At 59.6% G+C, this 17,893-nt stretch carries 19 protein-coding genes; all 19 read left to right on the forward strand.

Features of this window, described 5'->3' with window-relative positions:
- Window positions 1-526 precede the first annotated feature (526 nt).
- The 19 genes from PVZ80_RS12690 (at window position 527) to PVZ80_RS12780 (ending at window position 17,690) form a co-directional block, all read left to right on the forward strand.
- Window positions 527-1,426, forward strand: coding sequence for a LysR family transcriptional regulator (locus tag PVZ80_RS12690; RefSeq protein WP_273828091.1), 900 nt, complete (start codon window positions 527-529; stop codon window positions 1,424-1,426).
- Between the two features lie 464 nt (window positions 1,427-1,890).
- Window positions 1,891-2,115 (forward strand): AlpA family transcriptional regulator, encoded by a 225-nt coding sequence (locus tag PVZ80_RS12695; protein ID WP_273828092.1) that lies wholly within the window; start codon window positions 1,891-1,893, stop codon window positions 2,113-2,115.
- Window positions 2,116-2,117: 2 nt separating this feature from the next.
- A complete protein-coding gene (locus PVZ80_RS12700) occupies window positions 2,118-2,972 on the forward strand; it encodes a ParA family protein (protein ID WP_273863989.1) in 855 nt (284 codons plus the stop codon).
- A complete protein-coding gene (locus PVZ80_RS12705; RefSeq protein ID WP_273828094.1) occupies window positions 2,965-3,240 on the forward strand; it encodes a type II toxin-antitoxin system HicA family toxin in 276 nt (91 codons plus the stop codon). The genes PVZ80_RS12700 and PVZ80_RS12705 overlap by 8 nt, the downstream gene beginning before the upstream one ends.
- Window positions 3,233-4,972 carry a ParB family protein gene (locus PVZ80_RS12710; RefSeq protein ID WP_273863990.1) on the forward strand — a complete coding sequence of 580 codons (1,740 nt, stop codon included), beginning with the start codon at window positions 3,233-3,235 and terminating at the stop codon, window positions 4,970-4,972. Before PVZ80_RS12705 ends, PVZ80_RS12710 begins: the two co-directional genes overlap by 8 nt.
- 11 nt (window positions 4,973-4,983) lie before the next feature.
- Complete coding sequence (locus PVZ80_RS12715) at window positions 4,984-5,544, forward strand: DUF2857 domain-containing protein (protein WP_273828096.1); 561 nt, start codon at window positions 4,984-4,986, stop codon at window positions 5,542-5,544.
- Window positions 5,541-6,737, forward strand: coding sequence for an STY4528 family pathogenicity island replication protein (locus tag PVZ80_RS12720; protein WP_443201010.1), 1,197 nt, complete (start codon window positions 5,541-5,543; stop codon window positions 6,735-6,737). Before PVZ80_RS12715 ends, PVZ80_RS12720 begins: the two co-directional genes overlap by 4 nt.
- 418 nt (window positions 6,738-7,155) lie before the next feature.
- Entirely contained in the window at window positions 7,156-7,959 is an 804-nt protein-coding gene (locus PVZ80_RS12725) for a PFL_4669 family integrating conjugative element protein (RefSeq protein WP_337960724.1), read from the forward strand.
- Complete coding sequence (locus tag PVZ80_RS12730; RefSeq protein ID WP_273863992.1) at window positions 7,956-8,492, forward strand: DUF3158 family protein; 537 nt, start codon at window positions 7,956-7,958, stop codon at window positions 8,490-8,492. Before PVZ80_RS12725 ends, PVZ80_RS12730 begins: the two co-directional genes overlap by 4 nt.
- A gap of 103 nt (window positions 8,493-8,595) precedes the next feature.
- Complete coding sequence (locus PVZ80_RS12735) at window positions 8,596-9,009, forward strand: single-stranded DNA-binding protein (protein WP_273863993.1); 414 nt, start codon at window positions 8,596-8,598, stop codon at window positions 9,007-9,009.
- A 309-nt stretch (window positions 9,010-9,318) separates the two neighbouring features.
- Window positions 9,319-11,322, forward strand: a complete 2,004-nt coding sequence (locus PVZ80_RS12740; RefSeq protein WP_273863994.1) for a DNA topoisomerase III — start codon at window positions 9,319-9,321, stop codon at window positions 11,320-11,322.
- Between the two features lie 474 nt (window positions 11,323-11,796).
- Window positions 11,797-13,302 (forward strand): DNA cytosine methyltransferase, encoded by a 1,506-nt coding sequence (locus tag PVZ80_RS12745; protein WP_273863995.1) that lies wholly within the window; start codon window positions 11,797-11,799, stop codon window positions 13,300-13,302.
- 133 nt (window positions 13,303-13,435) lie between these two features.
- Window positions 13,436-13,714 carry a HigA family addiction module antitoxin gene (locus PVZ80_RS12750; protein ID WP_273828102.1) on the forward strand — a complete coding sequence of 93 codons (279 nt, stop codon included), beginning with the start codon at window positions 13,436-13,438 and terminating at the stop codon, window positions 13,712-13,714.
- 516 nt (window positions 13,715-14,230) lie between these two features.
- A complete protein-coding gene (locus tag PVZ80_RS12755; RefSeq protein ID WP_273863996.1) occupies window positions 14,231-14,509 on the forward strand; it encodes a type II toxin-antitoxin system RelE/ParE family toxin in 279 nt (92 codons plus the stop codon).
- Between the two features lie 9 nt (window positions 14,510-14,518).
- Window positions 14,519-14,803 (forward strand): HigA family addiction module antitoxin, encoded by a 285-nt coding sequence (locus PVZ80_RS12760; protein WP_273828104.1) that lies wholly within the window; start codon window positions 14,519-14,521, stop codon window positions 14,801-14,803.
- Between the two features lie 86 nt (window positions 14,804-14,889).
- On the forward strand, window positions 14,890-15,102 hold the full coding sequence (locus tag PVZ80_RS12765) for a hypothetical protein (protein WP_273828105.1): 213 nt from the start codon (window positions 14,890-14,892) through the stop codon (window positions 15,100-15,102).
- 103 nt (window positions 15,103-15,205) lie between these two features.
- Entirely contained in the window at window positions 15,206-15,922 is a 717-nt protein-coding gene (locus tag PVZ80_RS12770) for a DUF5983 family protein (RefSeq protein WP_273863997.1), read from the forward strand.
- A gap of 322 nt (window positions 15,923-16,244) precedes the next feature.
- The gene (locus PVZ80_RS12775; RefSeq protein ID WP_435307284.1) at window positions 16,245-16,607 is read left to right on the forward strand and encodes a DUF3085 domain-containing protein; all 363 of its coding nucleotides are present in this window, start codon (window positions 16,245-16,247) and stop codon (window positions 16,605-16,607) included.
- A 300-nt stretch (window positions 16,608-16,907) separates the two neighbouring features.
- The gene (locus PVZ80_RS12780; protein ID WP_273863998.1) at window positions 16,908-17,690 is read left to right on the forward strand and encodes a GTPase; all 783 of its coding nucleotides are present in this window, start codon (window positions 16,908-16,910) and stop codon (window positions 17,688-17,690) included.
- Window positions 17,691-17,893 lie beyond the last annotated feature (203 nt).

Consider the following 17,893-nt stretch of genomic DNA (forward strand, 5'->3'; position numbering starts at 1 on the left):
AATGGTCGCTGGTTCGCACGCGCAGCGCTGAGCTCTCGCATCAGGGAACGTTCTGAAAATACGGCAGATTAATCCCGAAATGTCTCTGCGTCGTGGCAGCCGAGCTGTCCTGGTGTATGAAGTTATAAATCATGCCTCGGCCCATTCCGTGCAGACTAATTCGACGGAGCGGACTAGTGGGTGGTGGGTAGGACAAGCACTGGCGTCCCAACGCCCTCTGACTTCTCCGGCATGAGGATGTGCAATTCAAACGATGGGGCTTGTGCGAAGGCGAATGACATGACCGTGCTGCGATGATCGATTGACTTCGTATTGAAGAAACGCATTTCTATGGAGATGCCTCTACTCGGGGCCATGCGGCTCTTCAAGATGCGATAGAGGAGCGTGCGCACTACGATAAGGAATAACTACAGAAATGATGGCGTCCTTCTGATTAGCCTCAGAAATGCCGGACCTCCTTGGTGCCTAGGCCTCGCTCTGTTCGATCGAACTGAAGAGCCCCTGCAGAACAACAAGGAGCACATAGATGAACATTCGGCAGATTCAGTATTTCCTAGTTGTTGCAGAAGAGCAGAACTTCACGCGCTCTGCAGAAAGGGTCCACATCCACCAATCAGCACTTTCTCGGGTCATAAAAGAACTAGAGGAAGAGCTTGGCGTCGCCCTCTTCGAACGAGGCAAGGGCAGAATCCGACTGACCTGGTCTGGCGAGGTATTTCGCGAAGATGCCCGGCGCCTTCTCTCATTTCTAAAGAGCGTGCGCTCGCGAACCAAAGCCGCCGAGCATGGCTATCGCGGACACTTGCGCATCGCCTTGACTGACGGACTAGCTCAGCCACGAATGACGGAACTACTCTCCAGGTGTCGATCGGAGGAGCCTCTCACTGAGATACGCGTGCTGGAGATGACGGCAAAAGAAATGTTCCAAGCCCTCAAGTTCGACCAAGTTGATGCCGGCTTCACTACTCTTGCCGGCTGCGAAGCGGAAGGGCTTATCAAAGAGGTGGCGTGGACTGACCGATTAGTGTTTGTGATCCCGTCCCATCACCCGTTGGTGACGAGAGATAAGCTGCCACTGAGCGAAGCCATCCAGCATCCGATGATCATGTGCGACCCGGAACGCTGCGAGGGGGGATACGATGTCCTGAACCGAGTCTTTCGCAACGCTCGGCTTCCCGAGCCGATCGTGTCAGCCTATGTGTCTGGTCACGAGACAACGATGATGTTCGTTGCCGCAGGATACGGCATCGGCTTGGCACTCGAATCACAAGTGGCACTCTACTCCCATCCGAGTGTGGTCATCAGGGAAATACGGGATGAGGTTGCGGATGCAGAGACCTTGCTAGTGAGACCGGATCGTCCCGCATCGCCTGAACTTGACCGTTTCGTGCAACGCATGAAGAAGGTCGGCAACACAGAAACGTAGACGCACCGCACAAATCTATCAACTTCTGTGCCAGTCGATGGCCGAAAAGTTATGCAAAATTCGACTGGCCCTATCGTTGTTTCACGGGTACTTCTTCGCGCGATACAGCCCTCCTGTGCGCCTTTTTTAACCATGCGCGTGTGCCTGGGTGCCCAGAGCCCTAGCGAGTCCACGACGAGCTCTTCCATCATCGACACTGCCATATTCGTCAGTGATGATGCGCGAAGAGCATGCCCTATTTGGCGGATGGCTCAAACAGCAGCAAGTAAGCTCAATCTCGCTATTTCTAAAAGCAACGATGCGGCCAGACTCTCATTACAACAGTGACAGAGGTCTGGCAGAACACACAACGAAAAGAATAGGGAGTGTTGTCGTTCCCGATTGATCAGGGAAGCCAGTGCGTTGGTGCCTCCTAATACGTGTCACGACCAAGCGATGCCACCGAGCATTAAGGAGTGATCACGATGTTGCAGAAGAACGAAGCTGAGGCACATCCCGTAGAACGCGAGCGCCGCATCCTCCGCCGGCCTGAAGTCGAAGCCAAGACTGGCTTCAAACGCGCACACATCTACAACCTTATGCAGGAAGGGAAATTCCCAAAGCCCATACGGCTTGGGATCCGGGCAGTCGGTTGGGACTCATTCGAAATCGATCAATGGATCGCCGAACGCTTGCTAGAGCGAGCCTGACCATGCTGGTCCTATCCGTGATTTCCACGAAAGGCGGCGTTGGCGCAACCACGGTCGCCGCGAATTTGGGTGGCATTGCTGCTGACGCAGGTCTCCGTGTGCTGCTGCTCGACCTCGACATGCAACCAACTCTCTCCTCCTATTATCAGCTCGCGCACCGAGCTGAGAGCGGAATCTACGAGCTACTTGCCTTCAATGAGCGAAACCTCAAGGCATTGGTGTCTCGCACCACCATCGATCGCTTGGACGTAATTCTCTCGAACGATGGGAACCGCCAGCTCAATACGCTGCTGCTTAACGCTCCCGATGGCAGGCTCAGGTTGCGCAACCTGTTATCGAACTTCGAACCCTACTACGACCTGGTGCTTATCGACACTCAAGGCGCGCGCAGCGTGACGTTGGAGATGGCAGTACTCGCCTCCAGCCTCTGTGTCTCACCTGTCACACCGGAAATTCTTTCAGCCCGTGAGCTTCGGCGCGGCACATTGCAATTGATGGAAGATATTGCGCCGTACAGCCGTCTAGGGGTCGACCTTCCACCTCTGCACCTACTGATCAATCGAATGCCGGCGGTATCAACCAATGCCAGGTTGATCCGGCAGGCGTTGCGGCATTTGTTCCAGGAAAGGCCTGGAATCCAAATACTTCGAAGCGAAGTTCCTGCAAGCGAAGCCATTCAGCGTGCGGCAGTGCGGGGGCTGCCAGTCCACCGCGTAGAAACGCGGCGTCCAACCGGCCGCGTATCGCCTGCAGCCCTGGAGGTAATGCAGGGACTGGGCAGTGAGCTCTTTCCTCAATGGAAGGTGCGTTTCGACAGTGTGACCGGCAAGACTGCACAGGGAGGCGTCCATGGCTAATGCGCGGAATCTGTGCCGCGGGCACAAGCAGCTACTACCGCTCGTCGAATACGCCCTGAAGGAGGGCTGGACTGTAAATCGTACGCCGGGGGGGCACTTGCGGTTCGTCAAGCCCGGCCTGCCTCCGATCTTCACCAGTTCGACCGTCAGCGATCACCGTGGTGGACGCAATGCCCAAGCCATGCTGAAGCGCGCTCAGCGTCAAGCTGAGGCAGACGCTGACGACAACAAGATCGATACGGACTACGGGGGGGATCGCTATGGCTGACATCTCCACCCAGGGCATGGCGGAAAAGCTACTCAGTGAAGGGTTCACCCACAATGGCCCCGTCGCTGACACACTTTCCGATCCTATCGTCGACACCCACATGGTCGTCACGCTGGACGAACTGCGCCCGTACGAACTCGACCCGCGGCTCACACGAAACCCTCGCTATGACGAGATCAAAGCCTCGATCCATGAACGCGGACTCGACGCTCCGCCGCCGATCACTCGGCGACCAGGCGCTGCGCACTACATCATCCGCAACGGCGGCAATACCCGGTTGGCAATACTGCGCGAGCTCTGGTCCGAGACCAAAGATGAGCGTTTCTTCCGAATTGGCTGCCTGTTCCGCCCCTGGCCTGAGCGTGGCGAGATCGTCGCGCTGACTGGCCACTTGGCTGAGAACGAACTTCACGGTGGGCTGTCTTTCATCGAGCGCGCTCTCGGGGTGGAGAAGGCCAGAGAGCTGTACGAACAGGACCTGGGCAAGCCCCTGTCGCAATCCGAACTCGCACGGCGGTTGAAGAGCGATGGCTACCCTGTGCCCCAGCCCCATATCAGCCGCATGCAAGAGGCGATTCAGTATCTCCTACCCGCCATACCCAATGTGCTCTACGGCGGCCTGGGGCGCCACCAGATTGAGCAACTGACCAGTCTGCGCCGCGCGGGCTCTCGCATCTGGGAAGCCCATTCCACGGCCGATCAGCCGGCTCTAGACTTCTCGTCGCTGTTCCAAGACGTGCTGATCCAGTTCGACACCGCCGCAGGAGCCTTCTCTGTGCAGCGGGTGCAAGACGAACTTCTGGGCCAGATGGCTGATCTGCTCGAAGTGCAGTACGACACCCTGGCTATCGAAATTATCGAAGCGGAGAACCGCTGGCAGCTACTGCATAGCGAGCCGGAGCCTCTGCCTTCTGCGGTAGCGCCAACATCCGTGCCCTCGGCCACGCTGCCTGACGCCACCCCGCCCAGTTCAGAGAAGCGTGTCGATCCCACCTCCTCCCAGGACAAGGACGTTGATGCCAACACAACACCGATCGGTGTTACGTCTACAGCAGCCAGCGAAGAACAGCCTCTTCAGTACGACAAGGACCCGCCGGAGCCAAGCGACACTTCTTCATTGAACCCGCATCTCGTCTCTCCAGTCGAGAGCTCGGACCGATTGCAGTCAATCCAGCGCCTGGTCTCCGAACATCTCGGCGAGGCACCGCCAGATTTCAAAAGCAACGTCCTGCAATCCATACCGGTGCAGGTTGACGGCCTGTATCCCATCACTGACGTGTGGTACATCGAACCCGGTCTGGATGAACCCGAACGCCTGAGGCTACATATCGCGCAGTTCGCTCGTGAAATCGCGCAAGAGGCAGGTCACGCCGGCGTCATATGCCCTGTCACGGGTGGCCTCGGCTTCTTCTGTGAGCTCTCCTCCACCGATGAGGTCGGCGCAGCGTCCGTGTTCGCCAGGGCGGTACTGACGCTGCTGGATGCCCTGAGTTCTCCTTACCAGCCCCTCTCGAGCGTCAGCCCTACGAGCGACACTAGCCAACTGGTATGTGACCTCGCCCCCCTGCTGCAGGGCGGTGAGCTCCGTCAGCCACTGTTGGAACCGCCGGCGCGCATTAGCGACGCCGGCTTAGTCAAGTTGTTCAGGCTACTGCGGCTTGCGCGCAGGCTATTTGAACTTGAATCCGGCACCTCAGCAGTGGCCGACACTGAAGTCATACCAGAACCGTAAGGGGACCGACTATGGCTGGACCGCACCCCCTGAATCAGGCAGTGATCGCGCAGGTGCTTCACGACTTGCGCAACGGTCAACTGCGCCGGGCCAAATCGATGGGATTCGAGGACGACGACCTGCGCATACTCAAGGATCCGGCCATGGTCAGCCTGCTCGCCAATGCGCTCGTCAATTGGTGTTCCGTTATGGTCAATCGCGATGTTCTTCGCCACTTGCTGAGACAGGTCGAAGAGGACTCCAAGCAGTTGCGGGACGTGGATCGTCTGCTGCGTCTAGGCGCGAGCACTGAGTTGATCGGCCGCTTCTTCGGCTACACCCATCAAGAAACAGCGGTACGCCGTGATGTGCTGGGCCTGCCGAAACGTCGGGGACGGCACCCGGTTCTCACCGAGGGTCAGGACACCGACCTGTGGAGGCGTTGGTCACAGCAGTTGAAGCAGCGCAATATCGATCGCAATGACGAAACCGCCATGCTCTCACTTGCGGCAGATCTTGCAGAGGCGACCGAGTTGCCGTTGTCGGTCATCTGGAGCGCAATTCGCGGATGGCTTGCTGAAGGACTCAGCTGAGTATGTCCGGGACACGCCGCGCCGAGGGGCCGATTTCATTAGGTGATCTGTTCAATGAGGCACTTGGGCACATTCTTCAGCCCCCGCCGCCTGCACCTGAGCCATCAACAGCGCCTGGCCAAGCCGACGGGTTCATCTTCAGCGGCAACCGACACGACAGTGTGCCGCGCGCGCTACTGCTCGACAAGCGCCTGACACCGCTCGAGCGCAACGCCTGGCAGGCCCTGAGGCTGATGCTCAATGACGACGGCATCACCGCATTCCCTACATACGACCAGTTGGCCCCGTGGCTTGCTTCCATGCCATGCACTGATCGGGCCTCGCATGAAACCGTGGCACGGGCCCTGACCTTGCTCAGGCTGACGCGGTGGATCAGTTTGGTGCGCCGCCGGCGCGATCCGCTTACAGGCCGAATCCAAGGCAACCTGTATGTGCTTCATGATGAGCCGCTGACGTTGTTCGAAGCGATTCAATTGGATCAGGACTATTTGGGCCTGGTCAGCAACGCCTTGGCTCACGCTAGCAAGTCCATTCAACGTGTCGGAGTGCACACGCTGAAGGAAATGTCCGAAGACCCTCAACTTCGTGGGAAGACGCTGCCGAGCCGGATCCAAGTACTCACGCAACGCCTCAGCGAACAAGGCTGGGTATGTCGGAAAAATTATCCACAGGATGACGGCGAACACGAATCCGAAGAGGGGGCCAGGAGCCTTCTTCGGAAGGATTCCCACGCCACTTCGGAATCCGAAGCGGGTGGCAAAGCGAGGAAAAACGACAGCGTTCGGAATCCGAAGACCGATAGTACTGTACGTATAGAAAGCAATATAAAAGAAGTACGTACTGTACCGCGTGCACAGGCAACTCTTCGTTTGCCAGAGCGCTTTCTGCGCCTGAAGGCTGAGCAGCAGACAGGGGCACTGGCCGCGCTGCAGCCTGTCGATCCGGCATTGCACCAAGCCATCCTGGATGAGTGGCAGACGCGGTGCCAGGACAGCGGGATCCGCAACCCGGCGGGCTACCTGTTCGGCATTATCCAGAAAGCGATCCGTGGTGAATTCCAACCCTGGGCTGCGCAGAAGCCAAGCTCCGGCCCCCCAGTGGAGAAGGTCGAGCCGCAGGTCAGTGTCCCAGCCTCACCGGATGTGGCGCGGGCGCACATCGATCGCCTGCGCTCAATCCTGAAACTTCCGTAGACGTGGTCGATGTCTGAAGTAGGGATTCCGGTAGCTTCCACCTGGGGCTATACCCCGGGTATAGCGCAACACACTGCCTTCCAGCGTGACCTCGGACAGCCCGAGCATGAGTCGGCATGGCGAGTGTCCACCCAGTTCCGACGACGCCTATACCCCGGGTATAGCGCAACATACTGCCTTCCAGCGTGACCTCAAGCAGTCGACCATGTGTCGGCACGACGAGCGTCCACCCAGTTCCAGCGACGCCTATACCCCGGGTATAGCGCAACACACTGCCTTCCCGGCGAGCCGCAAGGCCAGAAGGAAAGTCCGAGCACTTGTCACAAATATGGCGGGCCGCGTGTGCAGTTTGATCACTGACGGCCTTCCGGTTGAAGCCGATGCTGGCGACTCGAAACACCACAACGAGTCGTCACACATGGCAAACGAACCAGAATCCCTGCAGTTGAACCTCGGTTCCCTGCGCAGCGCGATGTCGCTGACGCTTCACACCCACCACGCCTCGCGCATCTGGCATGGCCGCGCCCCCTCTGAAGGCCGTGCCGGCATCGTCGGCCTCAACGGCTACATCTCAATCATGAACAAGATGAAGCGGGGATCCGAGCAGGACGATCCCTACTCAGACTGGTGGATGCTTCGGGTCGAAGAGAAGCTGGAGCAAACACGCACCACCCTGCAAGCTTTGCGTGAGCAAGTGGACCTGGCCCTCACCGACGTGCCCGCGGCTATGTCCATCGGGGAGAATTTGAACGTGCAGCCGGTGAAGCTCCCCCTGTTCGTCAACGCCCAGCTCGGCTTCATGGCCGTCTACCTGCTCGCGGACTACGACGAGATCGCCCGCAAGCTCATCTTGGCCCACCACACCGCGCTGATCGATCGCAGCACGCTGGAGCGTTGGCTCAACGAAGGCGCGCACGCACTGCGCAGCCTCTTCGCCATGGCCCAGCAGTACCGCTACTCCGGGACCCAGCGCGACGACTTTGCCGCGAACAACGCCGCCGCGCGTCTGGCACTAGAGAAGTTTGGCGAGCTTCCGCAGGACGTGCTCGAAGGTACCCGGCGTAGCCGTTTCGCCCCGCCATTGCCACGACGCACCAACCTGCGCGTTGACGCTGATGCCGTCAATGCAGAGCCTGACAGCAGCATTGAAGCAGAGCGTGGCGAGCCCGGTGCCGAGGATGAGCCAGCACCAGGATCTGAAGACGAGGACCACCCGGCATGAACCAATCGGGATCCACTCCACGGCGCATCGCCCCGCTGGAACAGGCTGACTTCCAGTGTCTGGAACACGCAGCCTACCTAAAAGGCCTTTTAAGGCCTTTTAAGGGTAAGGGAGCGCTAGCGACCTGGGCCAGCCAGTGTGGCGCATTGAGGGACGACCTCATCGCCCTGGCGCAACGACGGGTACTCGCTCGGGCACGGGCACATCCCTTCAACTTGTTGCCCATACAGCTGGCCCAACAGACCACTGGCGCAGGGACGGTCTTCCTGCGCTGGCGCAACCTGGATCGCTCGAGTATGGGCGTGGCGCTCTGGCAGGCATTGCTTGCCAGTCCTGCCACGCCGTCATCTCTGATCGACGACCTGTATGAGCTGGAGCAGCAACGCGTGCTGCTCAACATGCACATCAGTTTGACCCATACCCTTGCTCGCCAGGCAGCCGAGTGCGCCAGCAAGTTTGCGCTGGCCGAGGAAGCCTACCTGCACCGGTGCGAGCAGGACAACCGCGTTGCGCCAACCCGACCAAGCGTTTGAATGCGCCAATCCGGAGACCTACCCCAGCGAGGTCGTCAGATGGCCCAACAGCACCTGTGCCACTGAACCCCAGCGGCAGGGTTTCAACCATGAGGAAATCACTATGAGCACCCACTTTTACGGCGAAGGCAACATCGGCTCTGCACCTGAGTTTCGCGAGTTTCCCAACGGCAACGAAGAGCCACGCCGGTTGCTGCGCCTGAACGTCTATTTCGACAACCCTGTACCCAGCAAGGATGGAAGTTTCGAGGATCGCGGTGGTTTTTGGGCGCCCGTCGAAATTTGGCACAGGGATGCCGAACATTGGAGCACGCTCTACCAACGCGGCATGCGCGTTTTCGTCGCTGGCCGTCAGGAAAGGGACGACTGGAAGGACGCTGACGATAAGCCTCAACACACGCACAAGATCAACGCCCGTAACATTGGCATCCTCCCGTACCGGTTGGACGCGGTCACCATGAAGCCAAAGCCTGAATCTGGCTCTGGCTCTGGCTCTGGCGACAAGGTGGACGAATAGCCTTTTCTCAACCAATAGCACCTGCTGCCGCAGCTGTACCCGGGTATAGCCTGCGGCGGCCATCCCCCGCTCCCCCCCGCTCTGGCTCAGCCAGATTCCACTGAGTTCCACCCAGTTCCAGCCCACCGGCTGTACATCTCAGACGGCTGGTCTTCTCTCTGCTGCGTCCCCGTAACCCCTCCTCAACTACAGACGACTGCGCAACAAACTCGGTGCAAGCGCGTGCCGCGTTGTTTGCGGTGCAGACGCTTCCCAACACGCAGGCTGCTTCCTATCGAAGATTTGCCAGCACAGCGTTGAGGAGGCGGTATGCAGTTGTACTTGTGCGAGAAGCCCTCTCAAGGCAAAGACATCGCACGCATCCTGGGTGCCACGCAACGCGGCTCTGGTTGCTTCAACGGCCAAGGCGTCACGGTTACCTGGTGCATTGGCCACCTTGTGGAGGCCGCCCCTCCAGAGAGCTACGGCGAGCAGTACAAACGCTGGTCCCTGGAGCAGCTGCCCATTATTCCTGAGCGCTGGCGCGTCGAGATAAATCCGACCACCGCAGCGCAATTCAAGATCGTCAAGGGCCTGTTGGCCAAGGCCAGCGACTTGGTGATCGCCACAGACGCCGACCGTGCTGGCGAGATGATCGCCCGCGAACTGGTTGATTTTTGCGGCTACTCGGGACCAATCAAACGCCTTTGGCTGTCGGCGCTGAACGATGCCTCGATCCGCAAAGCGTTAGGCGCGCTGAAGGGGCCGAACGACACCCTGCTGATGTACCACTCGGCCTTGGCGCGCTCGCGCGCTGACTGGCTGATTGGCATGAACCTCAGCCGTCTGTTTACCGTCCTTGGCCGCCAAGCCGGCTACGACGGCGTTCTTTCAGTTGGGCGGGTGCAGACACCCACCCTGCGGCTGGTCGTCGATCGCGATCGCGAGATCGCCGGCTTTGTCTCCGTGCCGTTCTGGGTGGTTGACGTAGGCCTGTCTCAGGCGGTGCAGTCCTTTTCAGCGAGTTGGTTGCCACCCGAAGGGCAGGCAGACGCCGAAGGGCGCTGCGTAAACCAGACGGTCGCCCAGGTTGCGTCCGATCGTATTCGGGCGGGCGGTATGGCACGGGTCACTTCTGTGTCGACCGAGCGTGTGCGTGAGGTGGCGCCGCTGCTATTTGATCTCGGCACGCTGCAGGAAGTCTGCTCCCGCCGCTTCGGCATGGATGTGCAGGAAACCCTGGACATCGCCCAGTCCCTGTACGAGACGCACAAAGCAACCACCTATCCACGCTCCGACTGCGGCTATCTTCCCGAAAGCATGCTTGCCGAAGTGCCGACCGTTCTCGCTGCCTTGGTAACCACGGAACCCAGCCTGCGTCCCACTATCGAAGCACTCGACTCCGGTCAGCGCTCGCGTGCCTGGAACGACGCCAAGGTCACCGCTCACCACGGCATCATCCCTACGCTGGAGCCGGCGAATCTCGCGGCCATGTCCGAGAAGGAGCAGGCTGTCTACCGCCTGATCCGGGCGCATTTCCTTGCTCAGTTCCTGCCTCACCATGAGTACGACCGTACCGTTGTGCTGCTCAAGTGTGCGGGCGAAGTCATGCGCGCAACGGGCAAGCAGGTCGTCGCGCACGGCTGGCACCAGGTTCTCACCGAGATGCCCGCAGAGGATGCCGAAGGAGAGCCTCCACAGCGCAGCCAAGTGTTGCCGCAATTGACCGAAGGCTCGCAGTGCCGCGTTGAACAGGTGGCACTGAAGGCCATGAAGACACTGCCTCCACGCCCTTATACCCAGGGTGAGCTGGTCAAGGCGATGAAAACCGTGGCTAAGCTCGTCAGCGACCCACGCCTGAAACAGACGCTCAAGGACACCATGGGAATTGGTACCGAAGCCACCCGCGCAAGCATCATCAAAGGCCTGTTGGGTCGTGGCTATCTGATTACCAAAGGGCGTGCTGTGCGTGCTTCCGACGCCGCCTTCACCCTCATTGATGCCGTCCCGGCTGCCATAGCCGATCCGGGAACAACCGCTATCTGGGAGCAGGCTCTCGACATGATCGAAGCTGGTACCTTGACGCTGGAAGCATTTGTTGCCAAGCAATCGGCCTGGGTAACCCAGTTGGTACAGCAATACAGCGGCATCCAACTTGCAGTCAAGATTCCCCAAGGGCCCGTCTGCCCAGTTTGTGGCGCAGCCACCCGGCAACGCAGTGGCAAGAGCGGCACGTTCTGGTCCTGCAGCCGGTATCCCGAGTGCAAGGGCACCGTGGCCATTGAGACCAAGCGCAGCACACCGCGCAAATCCAAACGCGCCAAGCCCGGCTGAGCGATAACAACACAGGTTTCTCAAATCCGCCCCAGCCTCGTTACGCGAGGCGGCCCAAGCGCACCTATCCGCTTCTGAAATGGTGCGCGCGGCCAGTGCCAACAGCACGGTCGTGAAGACGATCTGTCACCCGCCGCGACCTGTGGCCCTCCTCATCGCGTGTAGTTCCGCCGTCCACGGCGGGCCTCCTGACCGCTTGTATCGCGAGTCGTCAGGAAGCCCGCTGGGTCGACGGTAATCAGTACCGGTGCCCGCCGGTGAAAAACGGGATCCTTTTGTGCGCGGATGTGCGCCTTCGAGTACTGACCCCAGCCACGAAACGGGTCGGATGTGAATGCTGATGCGGTGGTAGGCAACGACGACGGCCAAGTCCTCGCACAGTCCATGGGTGGCTCCTTTCTCTCTCACCGAAGGCAGATGCCTTCGGTGCGCTTTTCGCGCCCGTACCGCCAACCCGAACCTGGAGAGAAAGCCATGAACCACCATTCAACACACGAACCACCGCCACTGCGCTACGGCAGCGTCTGCAGCGGCATCGAGGCCGTCAGTCTCGCCTGGCAGCCCTTGGGCATGCAGCCGGCCTGGTTCTCCGAAATCGAACCATTCCCCTGTGCCGTACTCGCCCACCATCACCCGGCCGTCCCCAATCTGGGCGACATGACCGGCATCGCCGACCAGGTCCGCAGCGGGGCGGTGGAAGCCCCCGACATCCTGGTCGGCGGGACCCCGTGCCAATCGTTCAGCATCGCCGGCGGCCGCCAAGGCATGGCCGATCCTCGCGGTGCACTGACCCTCAGCTATGTGGAGCTCGCCAATGCCATCGACCAAGCACGTCTCGAAAGCCGCCGCCCGTCCTCGGTCCTCGTCTGGGAAAACGTCCCCGGCGTCCTCTCAGACCGTACCAACGCCTTTGGCCACCTGCTTGGCGCATTGGCTGGGGAAAAATACCCACTGCAGCCTGCAGGGACGCGCTGGACGTACGCTGGTGCTGTGTATGGACCGCAGCGGGTCATCGCGTGGCGGGTTCTGGACGCTCAATACTTCGGAGTCGCACAACGGCGCCGGCGCGTGTTTCTTGTCGCAAGTGCTCGTGACGACCTTGATCCCGCCGCAGTACTTTTTGAGTCCACGGGCGTGCACAGGGATTTTGCGCAGGGCTATGCGCCGTGGCAAATCCCTGCCGACAGTACTACTCCAGGCGTTGACCGCTCAGGCTGCTACGCAGGCGGATTGAATCCAGCCTACGGCAAAGTCTCGATTTCGTTCGGAGGCGGCAACACCCGTGGCCCGCTGGAACGCGCCGCCTGCCTTACCGCCCGTGGCCACAAGTGCGACTTCGAAGTTGAAACCTTCGTTGCGCAATCCGTTACCGGCCCTATCAGCCATACCCTCGGCACCGCCAACAACGGCAAGGGCTGCAGCGAGGACGGAACCGGCCGCGGCGTACCCATCGTCAGCACTGGCTACGCCGCCCACACCCCACTCGCCTGGGCACAGAACAGCCGTGGAGAGGTACGGCTCGAATCGGGCCACGGCCAACTCACCGGCGCACTGATGTCCTCCGGCAAAGCCGCCTATGGCATTCCCGCCGTGGCCAGCGTCGCCATCCGTGGGCGGGCCTACGGCGCCACTGCCGAATTAGGCGGCAATCTCTCGCCAACGCTGCGCGCCAGTAGTGGAGGTGGAGACAAAGGCCATGTAGTCATGCCGAGCATTGAGGCGCACTTCCAGTACGCGCCTGCGCCGTCACGCGAGGGCGCTACTCCTGATTGGTCTACCTGGCGTGTGCGCCGCCTGATGCCTGTGGAGTGTGAGCGCCTGCAGGGTATGCCGGACAACTGGACGCTGGTGCCATACCGCGGCAAGCCGGCAGCTGACGCGCCCCGTTATAAGGCCATTGGCAACTCCATGGCTGTGCCCTGCGTCACGTGGGTCGGTCAACGCTTGCTGCGCGTGCTGCACGTTCCAGTCAAAATTTGAGTCACTCTCTAATCGTGAAGCATTGAAAGTGTAAGGTGAGGCCTTACGCTTATGTTAATATTCCTCGAATTCCTTACCTACTTTGGAGGCAAGGGAACGGGAAGTACTAACCATACAGGAGGGCACAAAAGCCATGCACAATCCTCCCCACCCAGGCGAAGCGCTGCGCGAAGATGTGTTGCCCGCCATTGGACTCTCGGTCGCAGCACTGGCACGCCACATCGGCTATTCGCGTGGACAGTTGTCCACCGTGATCAATTGCCGTGCCAGCATTTCCGCCGATCTTGCGTATCGGCTTGAACTTGCAGGCCTAGGTGACGCCCGTCACTACCTTGCAGAACAGGCTGCCTTTGATCTGTGGCAAGTACGGCAGCATTCCCATCCTCAGATCGAGCGCCTGCACTTCTCCTGACAGCGTCGGCTTACCGTTTCGCACAACCTCCGGCGAAACAGGCGAATCCGACACTGGTCATCCAACCTATACCCGCTGATACACACTGCAGAGCCCCTACGGGGGCTCTTTTGATTTGCGCCAAGTTTCCCTCTGGATGACAAGAGGGGTGTCTTCGGAGCCCCATTTTCCGTCGCGCTGCCGGCCAAGGCCCCGCACAGTGATCACGTGTGCTGCTGATGAACGTCAGCGACATGCCCAGGCAGCCCGGGTCTTCAAGGCTGTGGCGCAACGAATCGCGTCGATCCAACCAGCCCGCCTCAGCATCATTCTGCGGACGATCGCCTTCTTGGCGGTGATGCCTCGTTTCTCCACCCCCTCGGGATGCTCTCATCCCTTGGGCTGGGTGCATCCGACTTCCCAAGGAGCACCCATGCGATTCCAAACACCCTCCGGCAACCCTCGTAGTCATATCGGTCGGTTCGTCCCGCTGTCTGCGATCGAAACCACCAGGCTCCTCTACCAGGGAGCGTCGGCATGATCCGCAGCTTTCGCCACAAGGGCCTTCGGGCACTCCACGAGCGCGGCGACACCTCAGGCGTCCGTGCCGCTCACGTTGCACGTCTACGCAGGATCCTCAGCGCGCTCGATCTCGCGACTAAACCCACCGATATGGACCGTCCCGGCAACCAATTCCACTACCTCAAGGGGCGGCTGGAAGGGTTCTGGTCGGTCAGTGTGTCAGGGAACTACCGCATCATCTTCCAGTTCGACGGCTCCGATGCCGTACTGATCGACTATCTCGACACTCACTAGGAGCTTTTCATGTCCATGTTCAATCCTCCTCATCCCGGTGAAGCACTGCGCGAAGACGTGCTGCCTACGATTCGCATGGGAGTTCGTGCCTTGGCCAAACATCTGGGCTACTCACAGCGAAAGCTGCGTAGCGTCGTTCAGGCGCGTGCACCGCTCACTGCCGAGCTTGCCCACAGGTTGGAGCAGGCCGGCCTTGGTAGCGCCCGCCTGTATCTGGCAGAGCAATACGCCTACGACCTGTGGCAGGTGGAGCACGCAAGCCAGCCACACATCCTGCGCTTGCATTTCCACTGATACGAGACTGCTTCTGCACCCATCCTCGCGGGCGTAGCCAACCCGTCACCGGGCCAGGCATGCCCGCTCCTTTCCAGGAGCGACGAATGACCAAACAAACTCTCTACGGTCAATTGGCTTTGATCTACTCAGGACAACTGCTGCCGCTCCAGATCCTGAGCAGCAACGCTGGCTACTTCATCGGCACGGCTGACAACGAGGGCCCTGTCTCGCGCGAGTCCGTCGAGTACTTCGCCAGCCGTGATCAAGCTTGTCGAGCTTTCGCAAGAGGTCAGTGGCAACAACGCGACCATCCTTAAGCGGCAACGCCTCTCACCGGGCCAACTGCACACAACCGTTACTCCCCATGGGGCCAAGCCCCCATTGGGTCTGGCTCCGTCCTACTTCAATCGGAGCTATCCCATGACTGCCAATTGCAATCCCTTCGTCCGTGGATACCAGAACCTGCGCATCGAGCGTGAACTGTGCATCAGCTTCGCCGATGATTGCCCGTCTATCTACCGACCGATACACCCCTCTCAAACGCATCTGGTCGACACCGAGCTCGAACTATGTGATTGCCTGTTCTGCGACGACTTTGCGCTTGTTACCGACGGCCGTGCCGTAGAGGCCGCGCTGAAGGACCATTGTCCCAGTGCTGGCACTGTGCTCAAGGTCGTGTACGGGCTTGTCGGCGAGCAATTCGACAAGCCAGTCCTGATTGGCGACAACTACTCAATGCAGCACGCTCAGGAGGTGATGCGCAGTCTGACGTTCGAAACCGGCTTCTACAGCCGGTGCTGGGAAATCAGTACCGCTCACCTTGATGAGAATGGACGTCGATTCCTCTGCGACCTGGTGGACTGCATGCAACATCCCAGCTCGCTGTTCGTGTCATTCCGCATTCCCTTCGCGCCGTCGATCGGCATCAAGCTGATCGCAACCCCCTGGACGGACGAGAACCTTCAGGGCATCGAGGAAATGACGATCCAACAGCTGCGTCAGGAACATAGGGACAGTGGCATGCCGAAGTCGCTGATTGAGGTGCTTCACCTGGCCGGCCAAGCAGATGTACGCATTCTGGTCTTCGACGCAGACGCTCCCGTGCTAGCTGATCTAGCCATCTACGAAGACGAGTAGTCCCTCAAACCCCAAGCTCGCGCAGCACTGGCCTCTCTCTGGAGAGGCCTTGTTCTGTCCGCAACATTGGGCACCAGAGTATCGCCTCTCGGAATGGGGTGGCGCGCGTATCGCTTAGCCCCTCGACGCTGCATGGGGTACCGCCAAGCATAGCGTCATGTTGGTCGGCGTTGCCGACAGCATGCCCAGGTGGCTCGAACCATCAATGCCACGGCGCCAGTCGAGTTCGACACGCTGGTTCATTCCAACAGTGCATGTGCGCTGCCACTTCAACCCACGGGGCCACTCCCTGTCGGGGGAAACCTCGTCACGGAGATTCATCATGCTGAGATTTCGTGGAGCGACTCTGCTCCCTGTACTCAAAGAAGCCCAATCGAACAAATGCCAGGTGATCCTGGTCAAGGACGAAGGCGTCTACTTCATGTCGCAGATCGGTGAGAAAGACCACACAGGCAGGCACAAACTGCTGTGCTATGCCGATGGCTGCAATCCTGAAACGGAATCGTTCGACGATTGGTGGGAGCTTTCACGCCAGGAATGTGGTGGCGATGATTTCGGCGAGTTCTTTGACCTCAGTGACGACATCTTCCAGCACCTGCTGAAGGGTGGAAATGACCTGTTTGTCATCGTGACAGACAGCGAGATTCGCCTGCATATAGAAGCCAATGTTCCTCATTCACACTGATCACCCATGTTGACCAGAGGGCCCTTTCGGGGGCCTTCTTCATTTTTGATTCACCTGTTCGAATCCGGTCTCTGGCCATAACGGGTTTCCGGGCGACAACCTGCACTGAAGTCACGATGCTCCATTCCATGTCTTGCCGACGTAGTCGGCAGCATGCCCAGGTAGTCGAGATCTTCAAGACTACGGTGCGGACAGCCGCACTGATTCACATCATTAACCGGGAGCATCTCGCACCCATCACCCACCGCAAGGGCCTATCCCTGCGGGACGGGCGCCTTGCGCACTCTCGAGGAGTCCGTCATGGATCACGATCTCATCCGCTCTCAAATGCCGGCGCTCGTTTCCGGCCATGTACCGCGTAACGCACGCAGCTTCACTTTCGCCATCTACGATGGCCTGCCGCAACTCTCGATGCTGGGCTTTCGTCTCGATCCGAAGCCGTTCGAAGGCAAGGTCATCGCTTCCAACGACGAAGCCATTGTTGTCAAGACCGGGCGAACCACATTCGCGGTATTGAACCGCGACCTGGTCACTGAGCAGCCAACCGAAGGCAGCAAGGTCCGCGTGACGCCTTATGCTCGCTACCGGTTTGACGGCCAGCGTGCCGACACACCAGAAGAGAAGGTCGACTATGCGTCTGACGGAACTCCTTATGTCATCAAGACGCATGTTCTGGGAAGTGCGGTAGCCAAGCTGCCGGTGCCCAAGCCGGAATGCTATGAACTCGCGGCCCTGATTGAACAGTTGGAGCAAATGCCGGCGCCTGATGGATTTCGCTCTATCTCGCACTTGCTGGTCGATGCGAAGGCGAAGAACTTCAGCCTGGTTGATCCGCAACCGGAAGATATCCTTCGCACGCCTCCGGCGATCAACTTCGACGTCGAAACAACGAAGTTCACTGGTCAAGTATCTGTGCTCTACGATCGAGGGATGGATGTCTATGTCATCGAGCTACGTCGCAACGGCGAGTTGCTGCAGCGCCTCGATGAGGTCTACTTCGATTGCCTGGGTGACACGCTGCAACGCTTGATCGACGACGGCCGCTGGCGTCAGATCCACGTCGAGTTGCTGACCCGCCCCTAGGGCACAGCTTCGCAATAATTCGCGCCTCCTCCTGTTTGCAGGGTGTCCCGTTCGCTCGGGCCCCTGCCTTTTCTTGCGGGAGTTCCACAGCACATATGTCCCCATTCGTCGCCAGGTAAGAAGTTCTTGCTGATTGAGTGCTGCTTCGCCATACCCATCAGCTCCCATCAGCGAAGCCCACCCTTCAGATACTTCTGGCTACC

This window comes from Pseudomonas sp. B3G-3 (assembly GCF_028640915.1).
GTDB classification, from domain to species: domain Bacteria; phylum Pseudomonadota; class Gammaproteobacteria; order Pseudomonadales; family Pseudomonadaceae; genus Aquipseudomonas; species Aquipseudomonas chlororaphis_I.

Bases quoted from the DNA above. Each gene is read 5' to 3' on its own strand.
- PVZ80_RS12690 (WP_273828091.1), top strand. From the start codon at position 527: ATGAACATTCGGCAGATTCAGTATTTCCTAGTTGTTGCAGAAGAGCAG.
- PVZ80_RS12695 (WP_273828092.1), top strand. From the start codon at position 1,891: ATGTTGCAGAAGAACGAAGCTGAGGCACATCCCGTAGAACGCGAGCGC.
- PVZ80_RS12700 (WP_273863989.1), top strand. From the start codon at position 2,118: ATGCTGGTCCTATCCGTGATTTCCACGAAAGGCGGCGTTGGCGCAACC.
- PVZ80_RS12705 (WP_273828094.1), top strand. From the start codon at position 2,965: ATGGCTAATGCGCGGAATCTGTGCCGCGGGCACAAGCAGCTACTACCG.
- PVZ80_RS12710 (WP_273863990.1), top strand. From the start codon at position 3,233: ATGGCTGACATCTCCACCCAGGGCATGGCGGAAAAGCTACTCAGTGAA.
- PVZ80_RS12715 (WP_273828096.1), top strand. From the start codon at position 4,984: ATGGCTGGACCGCACCCCCTGAATCAGGCAGTGATCGCGCAGGTGCTT.
- PVZ80_RS12725 (WP_337960724.1), top strand. From the start codon at position 7,156: ATGGCAAACGAACCAGAATCCCTGCAGTTGAACCTCGGTTCCCTGCGC.
- PVZ80_RS12730 (WP_273863992.1), top strand. From the start codon at position 7,956: ATGAACCAATCGGGATCCACTCCACGGCGCATCGCCCCGCTGGAACAG.
- PVZ80_RS12735 (WP_273863993.1), top strand. From the start codon at position 8,596: ATGAGCACCCACTTTTACGGCGAAGGCAACATCGGCTCTGCACCTGAG.
- PVZ80_RS12740 (WP_273863994.1), top strand. From the start codon at position 9,319: ATGCAGTTGTACTTGTGCGAGAAGCCCTCTCAAGGCAAAGACATCGCA.
- PVZ80_RS12745 (WP_273863995.1), top strand. From the start codon at position 11,797: ATGAACCACCATTCAACACACGAACCACCGCCACTGCGCTACGGCAGC.
- PVZ80_RS12750 (WP_273828102.1), top strand. From the start codon at position 13,436: ATGCACAATCCTCCCCACCCAGGCGAAGCGCTGCGCGAAGATGTGTTG.
- PVZ80_RS12755 (WP_273863996.1), top strand. From the start codon at position 14,231: ATGATCCGCAGCTTTCGCCACAAGGGCCTTCGGGCACTCCACGAGCGC.
- PVZ80_RS12760 (WP_273828104.1), top strand. From the start codon at position 14,519: ATGTCCATGTTCAATCCTCCTCATCCCGGTGAAGCACTGCGCGAAGAC.
- PVZ80_RS12765 (WP_273828105.1), top strand. From the start codon at position 14,890: ATGACCAAACAAACTCTCTACGGTCAATTGGCTTTGATCTACTCAGGA.
- PVZ80_RS12770 (WP_273863997.1), top strand. From the start codon at position 15,206: ATGACTGCCAATTGCAATCCCTTCGTCCGTGGATACCAGAACCTGCGC.
- PVZ80_RS12775 (WP_435307284.1), top strand. From the start codon at position 16,245: ATGCTGAGATTTCGTGGAGCGACTCTGCTCCCTGTACTCAAAGAAGCC.
- PVZ80_RS12780 (WP_273863998.1), top strand. From the start codon at position 16,908: ATGGATCACGATCTCATCCGCTCTCAAATGCCGGCGCTCGTTTCCGGC.